Source organism: Agromyces sp. NPDC029043, assembly GCF_055564615.1.
Window position 1 is genome coordinate 1 of the sequence record NZ_JBVHVX010000032.1, and the last position, 20,199, is coordinate 20,199.

Genomic DNA, 20,199 nt, shown 5'->3' on the forward strand with positions numbered 1-20,199 from the left:
CACGCCGCCGGATACGATTCCACTGCACCCGCGCCCAGCGGGCCAACATCCAGCAATTCCACTGCTGAGCAGTGCCCGGCTAACCTCGAAGAGCCGGCATCTGCTGCCAATTGGCTGCAAACTCTATCTCTGGCGGGTTCCGAACCTGAAGTCGTGCCTAGTTGTCGAAGGTTGCTCCGCCGAACTCGGACAGCGCGGTCACGCGTTTGGCAGTTTACGCGCCCCTCGCCGCCCGCTAACGATGGCACTTTCTACGCCAGGGACCGTCGACGGCTTTCCATCCTTGGGGAACAGACGTGCGCTGATTGCACCTGGCGATGGCAGGTCGTTCGCGGGGTATTCCTCCGATGGCGTCCGCCCGATCTCGCCGATCGTCAGGAACTCGCCGGCTGCGAGATCCTGGAAGGTACTCACGATGTGCTGTCCAATGTCACGTCGGCGTGAACCTGCTCGGCGAGTGTGCCGCGTCTGCGTAGTCGCAACAGATCGCTCACGGTCAGGTCGAAGGTCCCGATCGCTTTCCAGGATCACTTCGTACACTTGCGCTTCATCAGGGCGGGGCCAAAGCCGAATAGCCACACTCGCCAGCATTTGGGAGCGTTGCTCGATAGCGTCGGCGTTCCAGATGGGCGGCAGCAACCGGTTCATCGTCAACGCCGAGTGCTTGAGGAGGCTCTCGCGCTTGGTGTCCCAGGCGCCGTTGGAGATGCTCGAATTGAGCTTTCCAGTGATCAACGTGAGGTTTCCAATCGTGTGGACCAGTTCGTCTCGACGTTCGTCCTCGACAACGTCGGCCGCGCCGAGTCGCCAGTGCTCATGCCACGCTTGGGGCATGAGGTGTTCGACCGAGAGCTTTTTACTCGGCGGCACAGCTTCGGTCCTGTCTGTGGTCAGATCATTTTCAAGCGCTAGGAGCAGCCTCTGCAATCGATCACGCTTCAACAGCCGATACAGTTGCAGCTGGGACATGTCGGCAACAATCTGAGCGTCCGTTGGCCACACACCGGAATCGGAACGCTGGCCGACGAGGAACCGCTCAACGACGGTGTCAGCGCTCTCCGATGCCGATTCCAGCCGCCGGGTAAGCTCCAGGAACAGGCGGTTGTAATTCTTTGGCGTGATCCGGCATATGGCTCGGCGCACGAGGTATGCCTCCAGCAGCGCCAGCGCCCGCTCTCGTTGCGATCCATCAGAGTTTGCGAATAACCACAGCAGGACCGGCATTATCGTCTGGGTATCAACGATCTCCAGCCGGTCGAGGACACTCTTCTCTGAATCCGAGGCGATCGTACGATCATCGATTCCTGCATACACGCTCGCGTACCGCGACAGTTCGCGAAGGAACTCCGCGGCCGCCTCTCTATCGCCATCGAAGTATCCGCGAGCCTGTGGGAACAGTTGGTGAACTTGCACTTCGCGCTGGAGGAGGACAGTTAGAAAGTAGCCGACGAAGACATCAAGCCGCGGACGCGTAAGCCTCCCCACGCGCACTTCCTTCTGCCACTGCTCAGCCTCGAGTGGTTCCCAATACCTCTGGTAAAGAGCCTCAACGTCGTCCACATTGTCTTGAAGAGTGCGGAAGAGGGCATTCTTGATCAGGTCAGAGGCCCGCAGAGCGGTACCGCGGGCATTGAGGGTCTCGAATATGACCTGTGCGTTGTCCTCCGCGTCCAGGTCGATCACCACCAATTCAAGATGTTCCAGCACAACCTCAGACAGACCGTCAAGAGCATCCTCCACTTCCTCTCCGGACCCACATGCGGCGACCAGATCCTCCAGACGCCCCCGGAAGTACAAGTAGGCCCGTGGAATCTGAGAAAAGCCCGGGTCCGAAGTGCTGTCTCTATACTCACCGCGCATGACATCTATGTACGGCGTGCGGTCATGGTTCGTTGGATAGAGCTTGAACTCCTCCTCCGGCCGGTCGATCAGGTCGGAATCATTCTCCAGAGTTTTCCGCAAGTGGTTGAATAGCCGCGTCCTAATCCCTTGCGCAATGTAGGTGTCACGCAATGCAGCGATAAACAGCTGAAGCGTCGTGAGTCGCTGCTGCCCATCGATGACCTCGCGGACTTCGAGGCTGCCCAACGCACCACGTTTCTGTTCCAGCACGATGGCGCCTAGGAAGTGAGGCGGAGTGTCGGCATCATCACGACGGTCGAACGCGGCCAGGATGTCCTCCCACAGTGGAGCCCATTGTTCCTCCTCGTCCCACACGTAGGGCCGCTGAAACAGCGGCACGACTAGACGTAGGTCGCTGCGAAACACTGATTTCAACCTTCGCGGATGCGCCTCCATGACCTACTCCCTCTACACTCGTGACCTCTCACTACTACCACTTCGTTGAGTCCACTTCGCCACTGCTCGTCGAACGACCTTAAGCGAGACGATTGATGGCTCACCGCGGTCGAGTCCGTGCTCACCGGCCTCGCCAAAGCCCGGGCCGGTTTCATCGACGATCGCGAACGGACCGCTGTGGGCCTCACGGCTCCCACCGGCGCCGCCAAGACCGTGATCGCTACCGCGGTGCTCGAAGGGATCTACAAAGGGACCTCGTCCCGGGCGCCGAGGCCCGACACGACGGTCCTGTGGATCACTGACGATCGCTCGCTCAACGCCCAGACGATCGCCAAGATCACCCAGGCTTCGGGCGGCGCCATCGACATCAACCGCATCCGGTTCCTCGGGGACACCGACCACCGCACGCTTGAACCCGGGTACATCTACTTCGTCCACATCCAGGCGATGCAGAAGAACTCGACGCTGCATGCCGTCCGCCCGACGGCACGAAGAACGACAAGCGCACCCACGGCGCGTGGGACATGATCGCCAACACCGTCCGTGAGCGCGGCGAGGACTTCCTGGTCATCTGGGACGAGGCGCACCGGGGCTCGGGCACCAAGAACACCGATCGCAAGTCGATCGCTGGCACGATCGTCGACGGGGGCACCACCAATATCGGAACCGCTCAGCCGCCGGCACCGGTGGTGCTGGGCATCTCGGCGACGCCGGATCGGTTCCTGGCCGCTATGAACGCCGCCAACCGCACGCCTCGCCTGGTCGAGGTCAAGGCGGGCGATGTCCGCGAGTCCGGGCTGCTCAAGGACCGCATCCTGCTGCGCAGTCTCGGCGAGTCGCAGTCGGCGGACAACACCATGCTCGCCCTGGCCGTCGAGGATCTGAAGTCCTCCGACGAGGCCTGGCGCATCCACCACGAGGCCACCGGTGACCGCCTCGTCGAGCCGCTGCTGGTCGTCCAGGTCGAGCAGGGCCTGTCCCCAGCGAAGGAGGAGGCACGCCTGGCCGAGATCCTCGCAGTGGTCGAATCGGCGTGGCCGGTGCTGTCCGACTACGCCGTGGCCCACGCCTTCGGCGACCACGGCCCGTACAAGGTGGGGGACAAGACTGTCCGTTACCTTCCGCCCGAGGCCATCTCCGGCGACGACCAGGCGCGCGTGGTGCTGTTCAAGTCAGCGCTCACCACGGGCTGGGACTGTCCGCGGGCCGAGGTCATGATCTCGTTCCAGAACAAGGACAGCTACACCGAGATCGCCCAGCTGATCGGGCGGCTGGTCCGGACCCCGCTGGCCAAGCGGCTCGACGGGGGCGACGACCGGCTCAACGAGGTCGCCGCGTGCCTGCCGGGGTTCCGCACCGAGCACGTCGCCCGCGTCGTCAACGCGCTCACCGAGGACGAGACCGTCGAGGTTGACGTCGTCATCGCGCCAGTTGTGTGCGAGAAATCGGCTGATGTACCCGCTGAGCTGTTCGACCTGCTCGACACCTTGCCGTCCTACACCCGGCAGCGGACGTCGTTCAGTTCACGCACTGCTCAGTTGATGCGCCTGGCTGCGGCCCTGACCGAGCACGGCCTGGTCAAGCAGGGCTCCGCCAAGGCCAAGCAGTGGATCGTCGACCAGATGCGGGCCGCGGATGGCAAGCGCAGCAACGAGATCGACGCGAAGGTCGACGACGTCATGTCGCTGACGATCAGCACCACGATGCTCGCCTACGGCGAGGCGATCATGCAGAGAGTCGGCAAGTCGGACACCGCCACCAACGAACGCGACCTGGAGAGCTACTTCGGCAAGGCCAAGCGGCTGCTCCCGGACGGCTCGGCCAACTGGTACTACAACGGCCTGTGCGACCGCGGCGAGGACGACATCGACGCCTCGGCGCGCCTCGTCGCGATGGCCGACCTCGGCTTCAAGACGGTCATCGAGGACCAGGCCGCCGCCCTCATCGACGACTGGCGCAAGGAGCACGCCGCCAAGGTGTCAGCCAAACCCCGGCACGTCCGCGAACAGATCGAGCCGCTCTGGCACCTCGGCGGCACCCCGATGCTGCCGACGACCGTCGAGGTCCGCGACGCCTACCCCGCAGCGACCGAGAAGGTGCGCGGCAAGACCGTCGAGGCGATCGAGACCTACCCGTCGCACATCTACGTCATCCCCGACGGCAAGCCCCACGCCGGCGGGTTCCCGGTCGACACCTCTCGCTCCTCGTGGGAGCAGGAGGTCCTCGACGCCGAGCTCGCGTCCGAAACACTGGTCGGCTGGTACCGCAACCCGTCCTCTGGCCGGCACGCGCTGGCGGTCCCGTACGAGTTCGGCGACAAGCACCAGCTCATGCACCCAGATTTTCTGTTCTGGCACGACGACGGCGACGGCGAGCACGTCATGGACATCGTCGACCCGCACCGCTTCGACCTCGCCGACACCTCGGCGAAATGGTCGGCGCTCTCGCGCTACGCCCAGGACCACACCGACCGCGTCCGCCGGTGCCTCGCCATCGCGAAGGTCGGCGGCTCGCTGCGCGCCCTCGACCTCACGGTCCCAGGTATCGACAAGCGCATCGCCGCGGCCACGAACCAGAACCTGATCACGGCCATCTTCGACGCCGAAGGCATGTCGTATCCGTGAGACGCGCACCGTATGTCCGTGGTGACTGACAGAATGTCCGGGTGAAGACGCACTCGAAGCTGGTGACGACCACGTCCAGAAGCTCGCTCATGAGAACGACCCCATCAAGGCCGTGATCGAACTGGTCTGGAACAGCCTCGATGCCGACGCGCACCGCGTCGACGTAGTCCTGCATCGGAGTCAGACAGATGTAGTCGTCGGTGTCGAAGTCAACGACGACGGGCACGGGATGGCGCCCAAAGAGATTTCGGCAGCGTTCAGATTCGTCGGCAACTCCTGGAAGCGGACGGCGCTGCGCGCAGCCGGGACGAGAAGCGCCCGCTGCATGGGAAGTTCGGCCAGGGTCGACTTCGAGCCTTCGCGCTGGGCACGAAGGTCACCTGGGACACCGTCGGCGACAGCACCGACGGCAAGCGTTTGCGATCGAACACCCACAATTCGCGCTCAAGGATCTTGTGCAGGTGGTCGCGCTCGCCGACCAGCTTTGTTTCGCAGCAACGAAGCGCTGAGCGCGATCCGTTTCGGAAAGGTACGCCAAGTCAACGCCGTCCTCGCGGGCCATCTCGATGAATAGCAGGAGCGGACCGACTGTGCTGTCGATACTGTCCATCGCTGCGAAAACCGTGGGAGTCCGGATCAACTGCGCGACAGTGAATCTCACCACCGGTCGAATGTCGACATTATCGAGGTCGGCACCCTCACGTAGCTCTTTGAGGGGTCGGCCAGCGGGTGACTCGATGTCCGTGCCGAGCCACCTTTCAACGGCATCGGTTTCCACGTCATCAACCCCTTCGCAGTTGTAGAAACGCTTCCGCACAGCGCTATTCGAAACCGAAAGCCGCAAAGGCTCGTTGCTCCGGCGGTCCAGTACCGAGATGTGATCCTCGGAGTCAGCCCACCCGCGTAGATAGGCACGGGGTACCACATGCTGGTGCGTTATGAGCTTGGCCATCGCGAGACGCTCTCTACCCGTCTCATATGGTGGCTCGGCGTGGCGAGAGTTCTGGAGGCCTCGGCGCCAGAAGGCTGGCGCCTGATCCGGACGTTCGTCACAGCGACATGTCCTCCTGATTCAATTCAGTCAGGTCGACGTTCCAATCGCAGTCGCTATCACTGAGAGTCGTCGACATGACCGCCGTGCCGCTGACTGCGATGAGGATCATCTCAGGGCTCTCGCCAGTCTCGTCATCGCTGTCGTCGATCTTGACCACCTCTGCATCGCACTCGAACTCAAAGAACGCCAACACCTTGAACACTCCGCCGTCATCGCTCATGCGGCCGAAGTTCACGTTCCACGTCCCGTCGGCGAGGTCCGGGACCACCGCCTGCGGTAGCTCTCGGTACCTGGGGAAATTGAAGACCTCGCCTGTGAGGTCAACATACTCACGAGGCGCGACATCGACGGGATTGTTCCATAGGTAGGCCTTGAGTTCGGCCGAGAGTTCTTGCATGAGGACGTCCGCGAGCCCGCGTGAATCGCAGCCGAGCGTTTGCATCGCGGCTGTCTGCGCGGCTCGGCCTCGGTTGTCGACCGTGAACTTGAGCGCCGCACCTAGTCGCACGGGCGGGTTGACACCAAGGCAGTCGTCGTCCTCGTAGAGCTCGGTCTGGTTGTCGACGTACTCCTGATCAAGGAGGACCGGACGATGCCTGACCGCTTCGAAGAACTTGGCCGGGCGGTGGTCGAGCAGGCCTTCGATCGCGTACGGGGCGATGTCGTCGAGGACACTCTGCACTTCTGGGTCATCGAGATTCGAGTCCGCGAGAAACGCCAGCGCCCGAGCGAGGCCGGTGACTGCTTCCTCGGCGTCGAGGAAACTGTCGAACACCTTCTGGACCTCTGGCGCTACTTCCCGCGCCTTCTGGACGGCGGCGTCCACAGATCCCATTCCCACACGGTCGCGTTTCATGAGGTTGCACGGCCCGCAGATGAGAGCCAGATTCGACAACCCGTCGAAGTCGATCTCGCTGTACGCCGGATCACTCGCTCTCGCCTTGGGGTGCAGGTGGTCGATCTGCGCAAAACGCAGCTCGATCGGTTCTCCGTTGAAGTAGCACCTGCGGCCCCACACCTTGTAGAGCGCCAACTTGATCAACCGATTAATACCCGCATCCCTGCTGTATCGAGCAGGACCTCGTCCGAGCCCGGCCACGCGTCGTCTGCGTCCAGCCACGTGTCACTACCCTTCGTCTGCCTGAGAGTCGCCACCTACCTGACGATGATGACAACACGACTTGAGCCACATATCCCAGTCTCACTGGGGTACACCCCAACTGGGCGTGTGGAGGTGTCCGACGATCCGTCCGAACATGGTCTGTTCTCGATTCGATTGACACAATTCCAGTTGAACTCCCCCGATTCGCCACGCTCGGGTGGGGTAAGTCCCCTGTGGTGGTGGGGTTTCGGGGCTGAGGTGAGCCGCCGCTGAGCGTGTCGGTGGCCCTGTTGAGGTGGGCCATCGCGTAGTGGTCAATGAGTTACCTCTCACAGTGACTCACAGAAGGACACACCACACGATGACCCAGGACCATTCTGCCTTGCTCGCGCAGCTTGATGCACTGACCGCCGCTGATTCCGGGGCGGTGTTCGCCGAGTTGATCCGAGCGGGGCTGCAAGCCCTGATCGAGGCTGAGGCCAGCGAGAAGATCGGCGCCGGCCGCTATGAGCGTTCCGCGGAACGCGCCACCCACCGCAACGGCCACCGATCCAAGACCGTGTCGACGACCTCGGGTGATGTGGAAGTCAAGATCCCTAAGTTGCGGGCCGGGTCATTCTTCCCCTCGCTGTTGGAACGGCGCCGTCGCATCGACAAAGCCCTGCACGCGGTGATCATGGAGGCCTACGTGCACGGTGTATCGACCCGCAGTGTCGATGACCTCGTGGGCGCCCTCGGCGTCTCGACCGGGATCTCCAAATCCGAGGTGTCACGTATCTGCGTGGGCCTGGACAAGGAGATCGCGGCGTTCCGGGAGCGGCCGTTGACCCACACCGAGTTCCCGTACGTGTTCGCTGATGCCACCTTCTGCAAGGTGCGAGTCGGCGCCCACGTCGTCTCCCAGGCCCTTGTCGTGGCCACTGGGGTGTCGATGGACGGAACTCGCGAGGTGCTAGGTACCGCGGTCGGCGATAGCGAGTCGTTCGAGTTCTGGCGGGAGTTCCTCGCCTCACTCAAAGCACGCGGCCTCGCGGGGGTGCATCTGGTGATCTCCGATGCCCATGCCGGCTTGAAAGCGGCTGTGGCCCAGCAGTTCACCGGATCAGCGTGGCAACGCTGCCGGGTGCATTTCATGCGGAACTTGCATGGTGCGGTCTCGACCAAGCAGGCGCCGGTGGTGACCGCTGCGGTCAAAACCATTTTTGCCCACACCGAGCCGGCCGAGGTTGCCGCGCAGTGGGATCAGGTCGCCGACACCCTCGAATCCTCGTTCCCGAAAGTGGCGGCGATGATGGCTGAGGCCAAACCCGACGTGCTTGCGTTCACCGCGTTCCCGAAGGCGCATTGGCAGAAGATCTGGTCGAACAATCCGATCGAGCGGTTGAACAAGGAGATCAAGCGCCGCGCTGATGTCGTGGAGATCTTTCCCAACCCGGCCGCGTTCCTACGGTTGGCCACCGCCGTGGTGATCGAAGCCCACGACGAATGGCAAGTCACCCGCCGCTACCTCTCTGACATCAGCATGGCCGAACTGTGCAAGGTCATCGCCGCCAAACACAAGGCCGCCGAACAGGTCGACGCACCACGCCAAATCGCCTAACATTCACCACGACTCGTTGATCACAACGCGTGGTTCACGTCGATCCGAAGTCCACCACCCCACGGGGCACTGCCCTCGGGTGTGCTCCCGCATCCGGACCGTAGATCGACCGCATGCCACGTCTGCATCCGAGAGTGGGATCGGAAACAGGGCTCCCTTGTCGCGACCCTGTCTTGCGAGAGCATCTGCATTGACTTGGACACCACTAGTGCAACGAGAAGCCGGAGTAGTTCCGCGGCCGAATCGGCAGACCGGCGATTAGACGACGTGCGGCCCGGTCGGACACTGAAACATGTTGGCGCGGGGTGGTTTAGACCGCTGTCCGCGCCTGCTCGGGCCCGCCGTAGCGGGCGAGTAGCCATTTGGCATGCGATATTTCGCTGCGGGTTCGGATGGCCTCAGCGCTTCGGGGTTCGGCCACTCTTTCATTCAGATGGGTGGTTAAGAGCTTGACGCGCCTCATCAGGAGTTCGCGCGTTCGGTAGAACTCTTGGCTACATGCTGGTCCGCAAAAGTAGGGCAGGTTGCCACGGGAGCGGACGTAGTCGCACTGGTTGGTGCAGCCGGGGTTGAGGCAGTAGGCAGTTTCGGGCAGTGGTGCGAGTTTCCGTGGACGCCGGGTTCGTGGCACGTGGGAATCGGACGCAGAGGTCACGGTATCTCCTCGGTTGTGTGCTTCGATAGCTCCAATTGTAGTGCAGCGGAGATGGTCGTAGACGCCCTCTGTGTGCGTTCTTACGATTCCCCCGCGCATGGAAATCGCGGCTTGCAGTGGACAGCGGGGTATCGCGGAAGTATCGTCTTCTACGAGCCTTCTCGCGTTACCGATAGGAAGGGCGCCGTGGTTGCAGCCACGACGCCCTTGCGTGTGAGGGCCCCGATGACCGTCCAAGATCTGAGGAGCCTTCACATGGGCGATTCTAGTTTTGTGGTGCGACAACCGCCACGTCACCGCATGCTCTCCGCGATGCTGTGTTCGGCGACGTGGCCGCTGCGGTAGGCGCTCGCGCGCACCGGCTCCCTTTATCTCCGCCCCCTTCGTCCGATGGCGAGAAGTCTCCGCGTCGGCCGCTTGTCCGGCGGTGGCCGCTACGGGTCCGGTTGATGGATGGCGAGTCGCTGGTGTCGTACCTGGAGCGGACCGGTGCACGGTTCGATGTGCCGGTAGCGGAGTTGCTTCACGAACTGGGGATCGCTGTACCCGCGCGGGTTCAGGGGTTGGTGGCCGGACTCGACGACGGTGCAGTGGCGGCGATCGCGACCGCGTCGGGTCTGGCTGTGTCCGCACTTGACGACGCGACGCTGGATCGCTACGTCGGCTTGGGTCTGTGTCGCGATGAGCGGGCGGGCTCGGGGATTTCGGAGAGTCGGTGGAGGATCTTCGCGCGGCAGACCGGGTCGCGAATGTGTCCGGAGTGTCTCACCGACGATGACGGTGCCTGGCAACTCGCGCACCATTTGACCTGGTCTTTTGTGTGTGTGCGGCATCGGTGCGTCTTGGTTGACGCGTGTCACGAGTGTGGTCGGGGGCAGCGGATCGGGGAGCGCCGATTTCATCTCGATGCGCCGCCCTACGCGTGTTGGCACCGCCAAGCCGGAGTTGGCACCCGACATGGGCGGGCCAGCCGGTGTCTCGCTGACCTTCGTACATCGCCTGTGGAGCACCTAGATGCGGAGCATCCGCTGCTGGCGGCCCAGGTTTGGGTGAATGACACAATCGTGGGCTGGGAGCACGGCGAACCCGTCGACCTTGCGGGTGTGCAGATGCCGGCGGTGGCCGCGCTGGAAACCGTGTCGGCACTGATCCGGCAGATCGCCGGGTCTGGCGGCATCAGACCCGACGAGTGGGTAGTCCATCACGGGGTAGCGCACCCGCGGCGGCTACCGCCACTGCCTGAGGCCGCCGCATCACGGCCGACTGGACTCGCTGGGCTGTCTGACCTGGCAGGCGACGCGACGAGTTTCGGCATCCATGTCGCGGTGGCGCTCGACGTGCTGCGCGCTCCCTCGATCGATGTAGCCGCACAGACATTGGAGCGGATCGCCGATCGTGCGACCGACGATCGTGGCGAGCCGATGGAGCTGGCGGCAAGCCTGGATCGGCTTCGTGCCCAGACCCGTGCGCCGTCGGCGATGCTGGATGCGGTGCACGTGCGCGCGCGTGCAGAGTCGCTATCGGTGGGTGAGCAGATCTCGGTGCGGGCCGCCAGCCCGATTCCTCGACGTCCTGGGGTTCCCGTGTCACATCCGCTGGTCACCGCTCTCGGCCATCACGTCACTCCGGAGTCCCCCCCGTCGATTCCGGCACACCTTGTGCCCCAGATGATTTGGCCTTCAGTGGCCCAGCAGCTACCCCGCACCACACAGCAGAACACGCCGACATTTGGTGCCGCCTCAGCGATGACGCTGGTCCGCACCGGCACCTACCTGCCGTGGCCCACCGTCGCGGCCCGCCTCTGCGTGCCCGAATCGATGCTCGGAGGGACCCGCGCGCAGCTCGCTGCCCAGCAAAAGCGGGGAACCCTGCCTCAGTTCCTGGCGGTCCTCGATGATGTGCTGACCACACTCCTGCAATCGCCGCCACCCATCAACTACGCACGGCGGCGCCACACATTTCGGGACCTCGATGCTGTCGGCCCCCGACGGTTTCGCCGCGCCTGCAGCGTGGCCGGAGTCGCCGTCACCGAGCGCCGCCGGCGGTTCGCAGGTCTGCTGCTGTGGGAAAAGCTCACCGGCGGCGACATCCGCACACGAACTCCCGCGCTGACGACACGGGACCCGGCTGACCGCAGCGCGTACGCCGCGTTCTGTCAGCACGAAGCGCACGACCTGGCGGGCTTCTTCGAGCTCGAAGCTGAGAGACACCTCTTGAAACACCGCATCGACGAACCGGTGTGGTGGGAGCCGGTCTGGGATCCCGACCGCGGCATCTGGGAATCTCCAAGTGACACTCCCCAGCGACACCTCTACGGGTGGACGTCACCATCGCGGCAGACGACGCTTCGACAGTCATCGCGCTTCGTCGACTACTCCGGTGATCCGGTAACCGACCTCATCCAATCCGACATTGATCTTGTCGCGCTCCACCGCATACTCACCTGCGCCGACACGTCCAACGCGTTGGAACTGTCATGGCCGCAGCATGCCGCACTGATCGACATCCTGGCTCGACACGAATGGATCCGGCCATCACCAACCGGGCACCACCTGACACCCCGGGCGCAGCGACTCCTCGCGAGTCTGGAGGCATCCTGGGGGCAAGCGCCCGCCCAGTGGGAAGCGATCCTCGACCCTCTACCAGAAGTATTGCAGGACAACACTATCGACACCGACTATGCTGCCGGGTCGGCGAAGGGGGCGTGATGACCAGTCCCACCCGTCGTCAGCTTGCTGACGAGCACGCCTGGCGTGTCTACTCTCAATGGTGTGCGGCGGTCGGGGTGCCGACGACGCCGACGACGCGGCACTCTCTCGACCGGTTCGTGGGCTGGCTAGCCGACGTGGATGTGGGCCTTGACCACGTTTTCGAGCTGGCCCAGATTCGTCAGCAGCTCACCGCTATTAGCACCCGGGAGGAGCTAGAAACCGGGCGTGCTCTTGGCGGCGATGTCGTCGAGGAGCTACTCGACGACTGGTGGTATCGACAGCCTGAAGCTCGCCGCACTCGGGACTCTTCGCCGTCAAAATATCTGGGCCGCAGCCATATACGGTCCCTTCTGGTGGCCACCCATCGGTCATCGACTCAACCCCCGCAGTACTGCGGGTTGCGTGCCGTTCGAGACGAAGCCGTGGTGCACCTGCTCTACACTGCGGCACTGCGCGTCGGTGAGGTCTGCGACTTGCTGGTCTCTGATGTCCGCTTCTCGGAGAACGGTGGCTTGGAGATTCTTGTACGCCAACCATTTACCCGGGTAGTGCGCGTGACAGCGGCGGCTCGACCTGTCACCTGCGGATGCTGTGCCATTCATGACGCGATCACCGATGCTGCTCAGTGGGATTATGACCCGATCATCAGGCCGGTCAGGATGCGTGCCCGCCACGCGTGCGTGACACCGCTGCCGTCGGCATTGCCTGGCGGCTATCTGGTCAGATCTGTGGGCGTCACCGGCGCACTGGGGTCAGGGGTGACAGCGATGACCGCGGTGCGTATCGAGACAATCCTGCGCAATGTTGTGGGCAGCTCCGAGGTGTCGGCCGCGCTGCACGAGCGGATGACCCCGGCGCTGCTCCGAAGCTCCCGATACGCCCAGTGCGCCATTGATAACCTCGCAGATCCTGAGGTGCTTGCCCTATTCGGCCACACCTCGACGCTCACCGAAGTGCGCCGCCTGCGAGCGGCGCTGTTTCCCTGGATTCGGGTGCTCCTTGACGGTCAGGATCTCGCTATCGCACCGGCCCCCGCCTCCGGGTTCACCGACCTGGGAGCAGGCCTATGACCCCCGACGTGGCTTGCCGTATCAAAGATCCCGTCGGCACATTCACCGATCTCGATTTCCATCAGGCCACCATCGATCACATTCTTGCATCCGCACCAGTCCGAGAGTTCCGGTTCTATCGCGACAAGAAGCACTACTCAGGCTGGACGTACAGCGTTACCACCGGCGACTATGTCATCTACGAAAGTCTCATCGAGTGTGCTCGCGTTGAGATCGCGGACTTCGACCCCGACGTGGTGGGTATCGCGGCGCAGCCCTTCCAAATCACTTGGGTTGACCCGAAAGGCAAGCGACGTAGGGCAATACCCGACTACTTCCTAGTCGGACGCGATCGACAAGCCACTGTCGTCGAGGTCAAGTCACGACGCGGACTGTCGCAGAGAAAGACTCGGGACAAGCTCAACCGCGAGCGAGATGTCGTGCTCGCGAGAGGGTGGGCCTTCGAGCTATGGGTGTTCGAGGACCAAAACGGTTGCCGGCTACGCAACATTATGGCTCTGTCTGGCTACAAACACCCACTGCGCATCGATGACGAAACACTGCGCGCCGTACACGAGCTGCGGTGCGACGGCTACTCGGTAGCAGAAGTCATCAAAGCACTGCCCGAGCATCCGCGGGCTCTGGTGATCCCCGCGATCTGGCATAACGTCTGGACCCACCACTTTTGGGTGGACCTCGACTCCAAAGAGATCGATTCCAGTACAGTGCTGCATCTTTCGGAGCCCGTCTAGCGTCACCAACCCTGCAACATCCATCACAGAGAGCTGCAGAATGAAGACACCGAAACCCGCCAGACTGTCGGTAGCCCTGCGCGTCGGCGAGATCATTACCTACAACCAGAAGCGCGCCAGGATAGCGAGCCTATTCAATCGTCGAGTGCGCCTCGACGTGCTCGGTGGCCACGAAGTCGACGACATGGATGTCGTCGACTTTCTCCAAAGCCTGCGTCTGCCCGAGGATCTCGACGCCGCCGATGACGAGGACCTTCTTGCCGCAGAGCCGTTCGCCGAACATGAAGCATTACTGCCCTGGCAGCGGAGCGAGCTCGAACACCGAATCGAGTTGCTGCAGTGGATCATCGCCCAGGAAACACAGGGCAAAAGGTTCAAAGACCTCATTCTTGACGCTGCCGCTGAACTTGACTGCGGTGAACGTACCGTGCGCGGATGGCTGACCCGATACCGGCAAGGACATGATCCCGTCGATCGCCGATGGCTCGGACAGCCGTCGGCTCGCATTGACCGGCGATGGATCGCCCTCGCCAAAGAACGCATTGTCGGCATGTACGGAAAGCCTCGCCGCACCTGCGACACCTTCATCGACGAGGTCAACGAGGAGTACCTCGCCACCTACGGCGACGACCCTGACCACCAACTGCCATCATGGGCGAGTGCGTACCGGTGGATCAAACGACTGGGCTTCAAGAAATCCGTCTTCGATGACTCCACCGAAACGATGCGCTCCAAAGCCGACCGCGACAAAGGGCCGGGCGGGAAGCTGATTGCCTGCTACCCCGGCGAGTACGTCATGCTCGATACCCACACCTTGGATCTCTGGGGTCGCGACCCCGTCACGAACCGATCCATCACCTTGCAGATCACCACAGCAATCGACCTGTTCAGCCGCGAGATCTGCGCGCTACGCGTGACCGCCGAATCGACGAAATCCGTCGACATGGCGGCGGTCCTGTTCGAAATGATCCACGGACAAGAAGCACCCACCGACACTCCAGAGAACGCGACCTTCAACTACCGCGGAATACCGAAAAATATTGTCTTCACTGAGGACTCCACGATGTGGGGTATGCCATCGATCATCCCCACCACGCTGATCACCGACCACGGAAAGGCGCTCCTCAACTCCCACACCCTCGCGGTGTGCCGAGCATTTGGTATCAGAATCCAACCGGCGCAGGCCTACAAACCGACCGACAAAGCGGTCATGGAGCGCTTCTATCGAACCCTCGAGCACGATCTGATCCAGCAGCTGTCGGGGTACAAGGGCAACAAAGTCGACCACAAGGGACGCGATGTTGAAAGGGACGCCTACTATCACCCACACGAAGTAGACCAGATCATTCGCAGATACGTGTGCGGGCAGTACCACAAGGATGGGCACAGCGGCATCGTGGACCCGCGACAGCCCGGGCTGGAACTGAGCCCGAACAGTGCTTACGAATCAGGTATTCATGCCGCTGGGCTGCTCAGAGTCCCACGACGCATGGAGGACGCATACTTGTTCCTGGAAGCCAAGTTTCGCTACATCCACCACTACGGCGTCGACATCAACGGGCTGCGATACAACGTGCCCCGCGCCGATCCCGCATTCGCCGAACTGCGCGACGTCCGCAGTAGCCGCAAGGGCCGATACCCGGGCCGCTACAGCTTCCGTGTCAACCCATCGGATCTGCGATACATCTACTTCCAGCGACCCGACGACGGATCTTGGCACACAATCCCGTGGGAGTACGCCGAGAACATGTCCATGCCGTTCAGCAGAGACATTTCCGAAGAAGCACGCACCCTGGCAGTGTCACGAGACCGCTCCGCGCGCAAACAAGCGATCAGAACCATCATCAGAGACTTCGATGCAGGCCTGGCCAACAACCGTCGACAACGACGAATCGCCACCCAGTACGCGACAGCAGGCACCTCGACCAGCTCACCCAGTGCTGTTGCCGCATCCTTGCTCGACGCCTTCGACAAAGTGGAGGCCGACAAGATCCGAGCCACAGACACCGAACTCCTCACCGACGATCTCGATGACGATGAACCGCTAGAACAAGTCCTCCTGCCCGCAGCGGTACACGCAGGCAGCGAGGACGACTACTACAGCGACGCCATCGAGGAACGCGTATGACCGCGCGCAACCACCGCCTCATCACATCCCCACTACCGGCGTCGCTGCTGACAAAGGAGGACTGGCACCGATTCACCATCGCCGAACCGATCACACCGCCCCCGCGCCTCACCACAGACGAAATATCACGCTTGAGTACACGGGAAACACAGATCTACAAACACAACCGATGCGTCTGGCACGCCCACTACGGAGTGTTTCCCACGCACCAAGTCGTCACACTGCAAAACCACATCAGCACCGTCCTCGACGCCAATCAACACCCCATCGGACGCGCCCGCACGAGCATCCTGCTCGAAGCAGACTCGGGGCTGGGCAAAACCTCCCTCATCGACGACCTCCTCAAAGCCAAGGACCGTGAAATCCGCTCCATCAAGGGCGATCTCACCGACGCCGGCGACGACAGACACCCCATACTCAGAGTCAGCATCTTCGGCGGCAAAGTCACCTTCCTCGGCTTCATGGAACGCGTCGCGAAGTTCTTCGCCGTCCCCGGGCGTGGTCGACCATCGCAATCAAAACTCTTCGAACAATCGCTCAACCACATCGTCAACTGCGAAGTGGAAGTCGTCTTCATCGACGAAGTGCAGAACCTCCCCTGGACACCAGGAACCCAAGACACCACCCGAGAGTTTCTACGAGCCCTGTCCAACCAAGCCCGAGTCACCGTCATCTACGCCGGTGTCGACGTCACCGAAGGCGGATTCTGGGGCCCCGAACACTCCCAACAACGACGCAGAACTGTGAAAACCCTTGACCTGAAACCATATTCGATCCTCAACACCGACGGGCGACGCGAATGGATCACCATCCTCAAACGCCTCGAACATCGCCTGATCCTCGCCAACCACAAGCCCCGAACCTTCGAGCAACTCGCCGAATACCTCTGGGTGCGCACCGACGGGAACCTCAAATCACTCGACACCCTCTACCTCGCGGCAGCCGCACAAGCAATCACCACCGGCACAGAAGCAATAACCGAAGCGCTCCTAGTAACAATCGACACCGACTACGCATCCCAAGAACACCATGACGACCGCGCCATCGAATTCAAGAACAAGAAGCGGGCGCGGGCTCGGTAGCCTCCGGCTTCTTGTCGCAACGGCGGGCAGCTCCTAGGGCCGATAACCCTTGCAAGGTTCAGCTCCGGTCGGAGGGTCTTGCCTTCGCGGGGCCTTCAAACCGGCTCTTCCGGATTGACGGTGCGTGAAACAGGTTCTACTGACCCCAAGATGTAGGTCGGATTTGCGGTGTGAGCCTGCGTGATGTGGGCGGGTCCTGTGGTGTGAGGATGAAAGCTCCTACACAACCACCGCTCACACCAACAGGACCCATGACGCAGCGTAGCGCTATTGCCGACACGATTTGCCGCACCATCGAGCTCGGTGTGACGGCGCTCATCGAAATTCCCTAGTGATGCTCATCCAAATTCCCCACCCGTGTGGCTCCGCCAGAGTAGGCGGGCCTCCCGTGATGCTGATGGTCTCTGACCACGCACCAGCTATCTCGGGAGGCCCGCTTTCATGTTGACACGGGAGAACGATGTGGAAGTACATGCACTGCACAAACAGGGGTGGACGATCTCGGCGATCGCCCGTCACACCGGCCATGACCGCAAAACGATCCGGGCCTATCTCAACGGTGACCGCACGCCCGGCGAACGGAGGAAGCCCGAGGTTGATCCGTTCGAGCCGTTCCTGGCCTATGTGACCGCACGGCTGAGAGAGGATCCACATTTGTGGTCACGCACGTTGTGCGACGAACTCGAGAATCTCGGCTACACGCAGTCCTATCAGACACTCACACGCCAGATCCGCCAGCGCGGTCTGCGACCCAAGTGCGAGGACTGCGCCCAGGTGACCGAACGGGCCAACGCGATCATCGAGCACCCTCCGGGTGAAGAGACGCAATGGGATTGGGTGGAACTGCCGAACCCACCAACTGAATGGGGTTGGGGTTCAACAGCATTCCTGCTTGTCGGTTCGTTATCGCATTCGGGTAAGTGGCGAGGCTATCTGGCCCCGGATATGACTCGCCCGCAGGTGATCACCGGGATCGATCGCATCACCCGCCGACTCGGCGGGGTCACCAAGTCGTGGCGATTCGACCGGATGGCGACGGTCTGCCACCCCTCGACGGGGAAGTTGACCGCCGAGTTCGCCGGCGTCGCCAAACACTACGGGGTATCAGTGGATGTGTGTCCGCCTCGGCGCGGTAACCGCAAAGGCGTGGTGGAGAAGTCCAATCACACTGCCGCGCAACGATGGTGGCGCACCCTGCCTGACGAGACCACACCTGAACAAGCACAAACCAGTTGCGACACGTTCTGCCGGACCCGCTCGGATGTCCGGATGCGCGCTACCTCGGATGGTCGGGCCAGTGTGATTACCATAGCCAAACGCGAACCCCTCAGCGCCCCGCCGGCCGCGCCGTATCCGGCCACGGTCACCGAGACGCGGACCGTGTCTCGTCAGGCGTTGGTGGCGTGGCGAGGCAACCAGTACTCGGTACCACCGGAGCTGGCGATGAGCGAAGTCACCGTGCACGAGCGCCTCGGCGACCGACACATCGATATCGCCACCACCTCGGGCATCGTCATCGCGCGGCACCAACTGGCCACCGCCGGCTCCGGAGCGCAGGTGCGTGATCACGGGCATGTCGTCGCCCTGGACACCCTGGCCATGGCAGGCGCCTCCTCGACGAGTCGGCGGCCACACCGCCGCAAGGAACGCATACCACCCGGCCAGGCCGCCCGCGATGCGGCAGAAGTATTGCGCCACAACAGATCTACCACAAACACCACTGATTCGTCGGCGCAAGCACCGGTGATCGACCTGAGCGTGTACGAACGCGCCACACAGAACAGGACCCACCTCCCATGACCACCAAGAACACCCCAACAGAGTCGAATAGCAGTGAGCCGCAGTCACAATCAGCGATCTCGGTGTATCAACAACTACGTGGGCATCTGGCCGTGCTCAAACTCGACGCCGCCGCGCAAGCCCTCCCACAAGTCCTTCAGACCGCCGGTGAACAGGAGTGGTCGATGACCCACACGCTCGAGCACTTGTTGGGCATCGAGGTCGACGCCACCGAAGCCCGCCGGCTGGCCGGGCGGCTACGGTTCGCCTGCCTGCCCACACCTGCCACCCTCGACGGATTCGACTACGACGCCGCCCCCGGAGTCGACCGTGCCCTGATCCGTGAACTGGGCACCTGCGCCTACCTCGAATCGGCCACGAACGTCCTGCTCATCGGCCCACCAGGCACCGGCAAAACCCACCTGGCAGTCGGGCTCGCCCATGCCGCGGTACACGCCGGCTACCGCACTTATGTGACCACCGCCGCCGATCTGGCCGCGCGCTGCCACAAAGCCGCCATCGAGGGACGATGGGCCACCTGCATGCGGTTCTTCGCCGGACCCACTCTTCTGGTGATCGACGAGCTCGGGTATCTGCCATTACCCGCCGAAGCCGCCTCGGCCCTGTTTCAGGTTGTGGCACAACGCTATCTGAAAACCTCGGTCGTGATCACCACCAACCGATCCGTCGCCGAATGGGGCGAAGTCCTCGGCGACACCACCGTCGCCGCAGCAATGCTCGACCGACTCCTACACCGCTCAGTCGTCCTCAAACTCGACGGCGACTCCTACCGGCTACGCGACCACCACGCCCGCACCCAAAACCAACGGACAGCGACCGCACCCACCCGAAGATCGCTACAGTAGAACCCGCCCACAGGTGGGGAATTTCAGTGAGCACACCTGGGGAACTTTCTTGAGCCTCGTCAGGTGTGACGATCACCGATGCCGCCATCGACGGCGAGGACCGCACCCACCTGTTCTGCCAGCTCCTGGACCCAAAGAACACCTGCCCGACGTGCGGGCAGGCGGGCCGGCTGCGTGATCATGTCGACCGCGAGGTCGCCGATCTGCCGATCGTGGGGCACCCGACCCGGCTGCACCTGACGGTGCCGCGCTACACGTGCGCCACCAGCGACTGCTCGACGTCGATCTTCCGTGCCGACCTCAGCGCGATCGTGGCCCCGCGAGCGCAGGTCACCTGCCGCACCACCACCTGGATTCTGCGGTCGATGATCTGCGACAAAATGTCGGTCACGGCCGCGGCCGCCGCGGTGGGGTTGAGCTGGAACACCGTCAACATCCTGGCCTGCGAGGCGGCGCGGTCCCTGGCGGCCGCACCTGACCGGCTCGCGGGCGTGCGGGT

General features: G+C 62.7%; 14 protein-coding genes and 2 pseudogenes. 13 read left to right on the top strand and 3 right to left on the bottom strand.

Annotated features, from left to right (window positions below; genetic code table 11):
- Positions 1-198 precede the first annotated feature (198 nt).
- On the bottom strand, positions 199-2,298 hold the full coding sequence (locus tag ACZ4TW_RS22915; protein ID WP_465546692.1) for a DUF262 domain-containing protein: 2,100 nt from the start codon (positions 2,296-2,298) through the stop codon (positions 199-201).
- A gap of 117 nt (positions 2,299-2,415) precedes the next feature.
- On the opposite strand from ACZ4TW_RS22915, the gene ACZ4TW_RS22920 reads away from it, so the two are divergent.
- The 3 genes from ACZ4TW_RS22920 to ACZ4TW_RS22930 all read left to right on the top strand — a co-directional run bounded on the left by ACZ4TW_RS22920 (position 2,416) and on the right by ACZ4TW_RS22930 (position 5,496).
- On the top strand, positions 2,416-2,826 hold the full coding sequence (locus tag ACZ4TW_RS22920) for a DEAD/DEAH box helicase family protein (protein WP_465546694.1): 411 nt from the start codon (positions 2,416-2,418) through the stop codon (positions 2,824-2,826).
- Positions 2,823-4,922, top strand: a complete 2,100-nt coding sequence (locus tag ACZ4TW_RS22925) for a DEAD/DEAH box helicase (RefSeq protein ID WP_465546696.1) — start codon at positions 2,823-2,825, stop codon at positions 4,920-4,922. The genes ACZ4TW_RS22920 and ACZ4TW_RS22925 overlap by 4 nt, the downstream gene beginning before the upstream one ends.
- Positions 4,923-5,034: 112 nt before the next feature.
- On the top strand, positions 5,035-5,496 hold the full coding sequence (locus ACZ4TW_RS22930) for an ATP-binding protein (protein WP_465546698.1): 462 nt from the start codon (positions 5,035-5,037) through the stop codon (positions 5,494-5,496).
- A gap of 39 nt (positions 5,497-5,535) precedes the next feature.
- Here the strand turns inward: ACZ4TW_RS22930 and ACZ4TW_RS22935 are convergent.
- Both ACZ4TW_RS22935 and ACZ4TW_RS22940 read right to left on the bottom strand, forming a co-directional pair.
- A pseudogene (locus ACZ4TW_RS22935) lies at positions 5,536-5,874 on the bottom strand (DUF4238 domain-containing protein); the annotation flags it as partial.
- Positions 5,875-5,971: 97 nt separating this feature from the next.
- Positions 5,972-7,009 carry an HNH endonuclease gene (locus tag ACZ4TW_RS22940; RefSeq protein WP_465546700.1) on the bottom strand — a complete coding sequence of 346 codons (1,038 nt, stop codon included), beginning with the start codon at positions 7,007-7,009 and terminating at the stop codon, positions 5,972-5,974.
- Positions 7,010-7,439: 430 nt separating this feature from the next.
- Here ACZ4TW_RS22940 and ACZ4TW_RS22945 point away from each other — a divergent pair, with 430 nt between their 5' ends.
- The 10 genes and pseudogenes from ACZ4TW_RS22945 to ACZ4TW_RS22990 all read left to right on the top strand — a co-directional run.
- Positions 7,440-8,678 (top strand): IS256 family transposase, encoded by a 1,239-nt coding sequence (locus ACZ4TW_RS22945; RefSeq protein WP_465546702.1) that lies wholly within the window; start codon positions 7,440-7,442, stop codon positions 8,676-8,678.
- Positions 8,679-9,662: 984 nt separating this feature from the next.
- Positions 9,663-10,166: pseudogene (locus ACZ4TW_RS22950) on the top strand (TniQ family protein); the annotation flags it as partial.
- 231 nt (positions 10,167-10,397) lie between these two features.
- On the top strand, positions 10,398-12,041 hold the full coding sequence (locus ACZ4TW_RS22955; RefSeq protein WP_465546717.1) for a hypothetical protein: 1,644 nt from the start codon (positions 10,398-10,400) through the stop codon (positions 12,039-12,041).
- A complete protein-coding gene (locus ACZ4TW_RS22960; RefSeq protein ID WP_465546703.1) occupies positions 12,041-13,114 on the top strand; it encodes a hypothetical protein in 1,074 nt (357 codons plus the stop codon). The genes ACZ4TW_RS22955 and ACZ4TW_RS22960 overlap by 1 nt, the downstream gene beginning before the upstream one ends.
- A complete protein-coding gene (locus tag ACZ4TW_RS22965) occupies positions 13,111-13,845 on the top strand; it encodes a TnsA-like heteromeric transposase endonuclease subunit (RefSeq protein ID WP_465546705.1) in 735 nt (244 codons plus the stop codon). Before ACZ4TW_RS22960 ends, ACZ4TW_RS22965 begins: the two co-directional genes overlap by 4 nt.
- A 40-nt stretch (positions 13,846-13,885) precedes the next feature.
- Positions 13,886-15,973 (top strand): hypothetical protein, encoded by a 2,088-nt coding sequence (locus ACZ4TW_RS22970; RefSeq protein ID WP_465546707.1) that lies wholly within the window; start codon positions 13,886-13,888, stop codon positions 15,971-15,973.
- On the top strand, positions 15,970-17,055 hold the full coding sequence (locus tag ACZ4TW_RS22975) for an ATP-binding protein (protein ID WP_465546709.1): 1,086 nt from the start codon (positions 15,970-15,972) through the stop codon (positions 17,053-17,055). The genes ACZ4TW_RS22970 and ACZ4TW_RS22975 overlap by 4 nt, the downstream gene beginning before the upstream one ends.
- A gap of 441 nt (positions 17,056-17,496) precedes the next feature.
- Entirely contained in the window at positions 17,497-18,855 is a 1,359-nt protein-coding gene (locus ACZ4TW_RS22980) for an IS21/IS408/IS1162 family transposase (protein ID WP_465546711.1), read from the top strand.
- Entirely contained in the window at positions 18,852-19,700 is an 849-nt protein-coding gene (gene istB, locus ACZ4TW_RS22985) for an IS21-like element helper ATPase IstB (RefSeq protein ID WP_465546713.1), read from the top strand. The genes ACZ4TW_RS22980 and istB overlap by 4 nt, the downstream gene beginning before the upstream one ends.
- A 65-nt stretch (positions 19,701-19,765) precedes the next feature.
- Positions 19,766-20,199: transposase family protein (locus ACZ4TW_RS22990; protein ID WP_465546715.1), on the top strand; the 434-nt coding region annotated here is incomplete at its 3' end.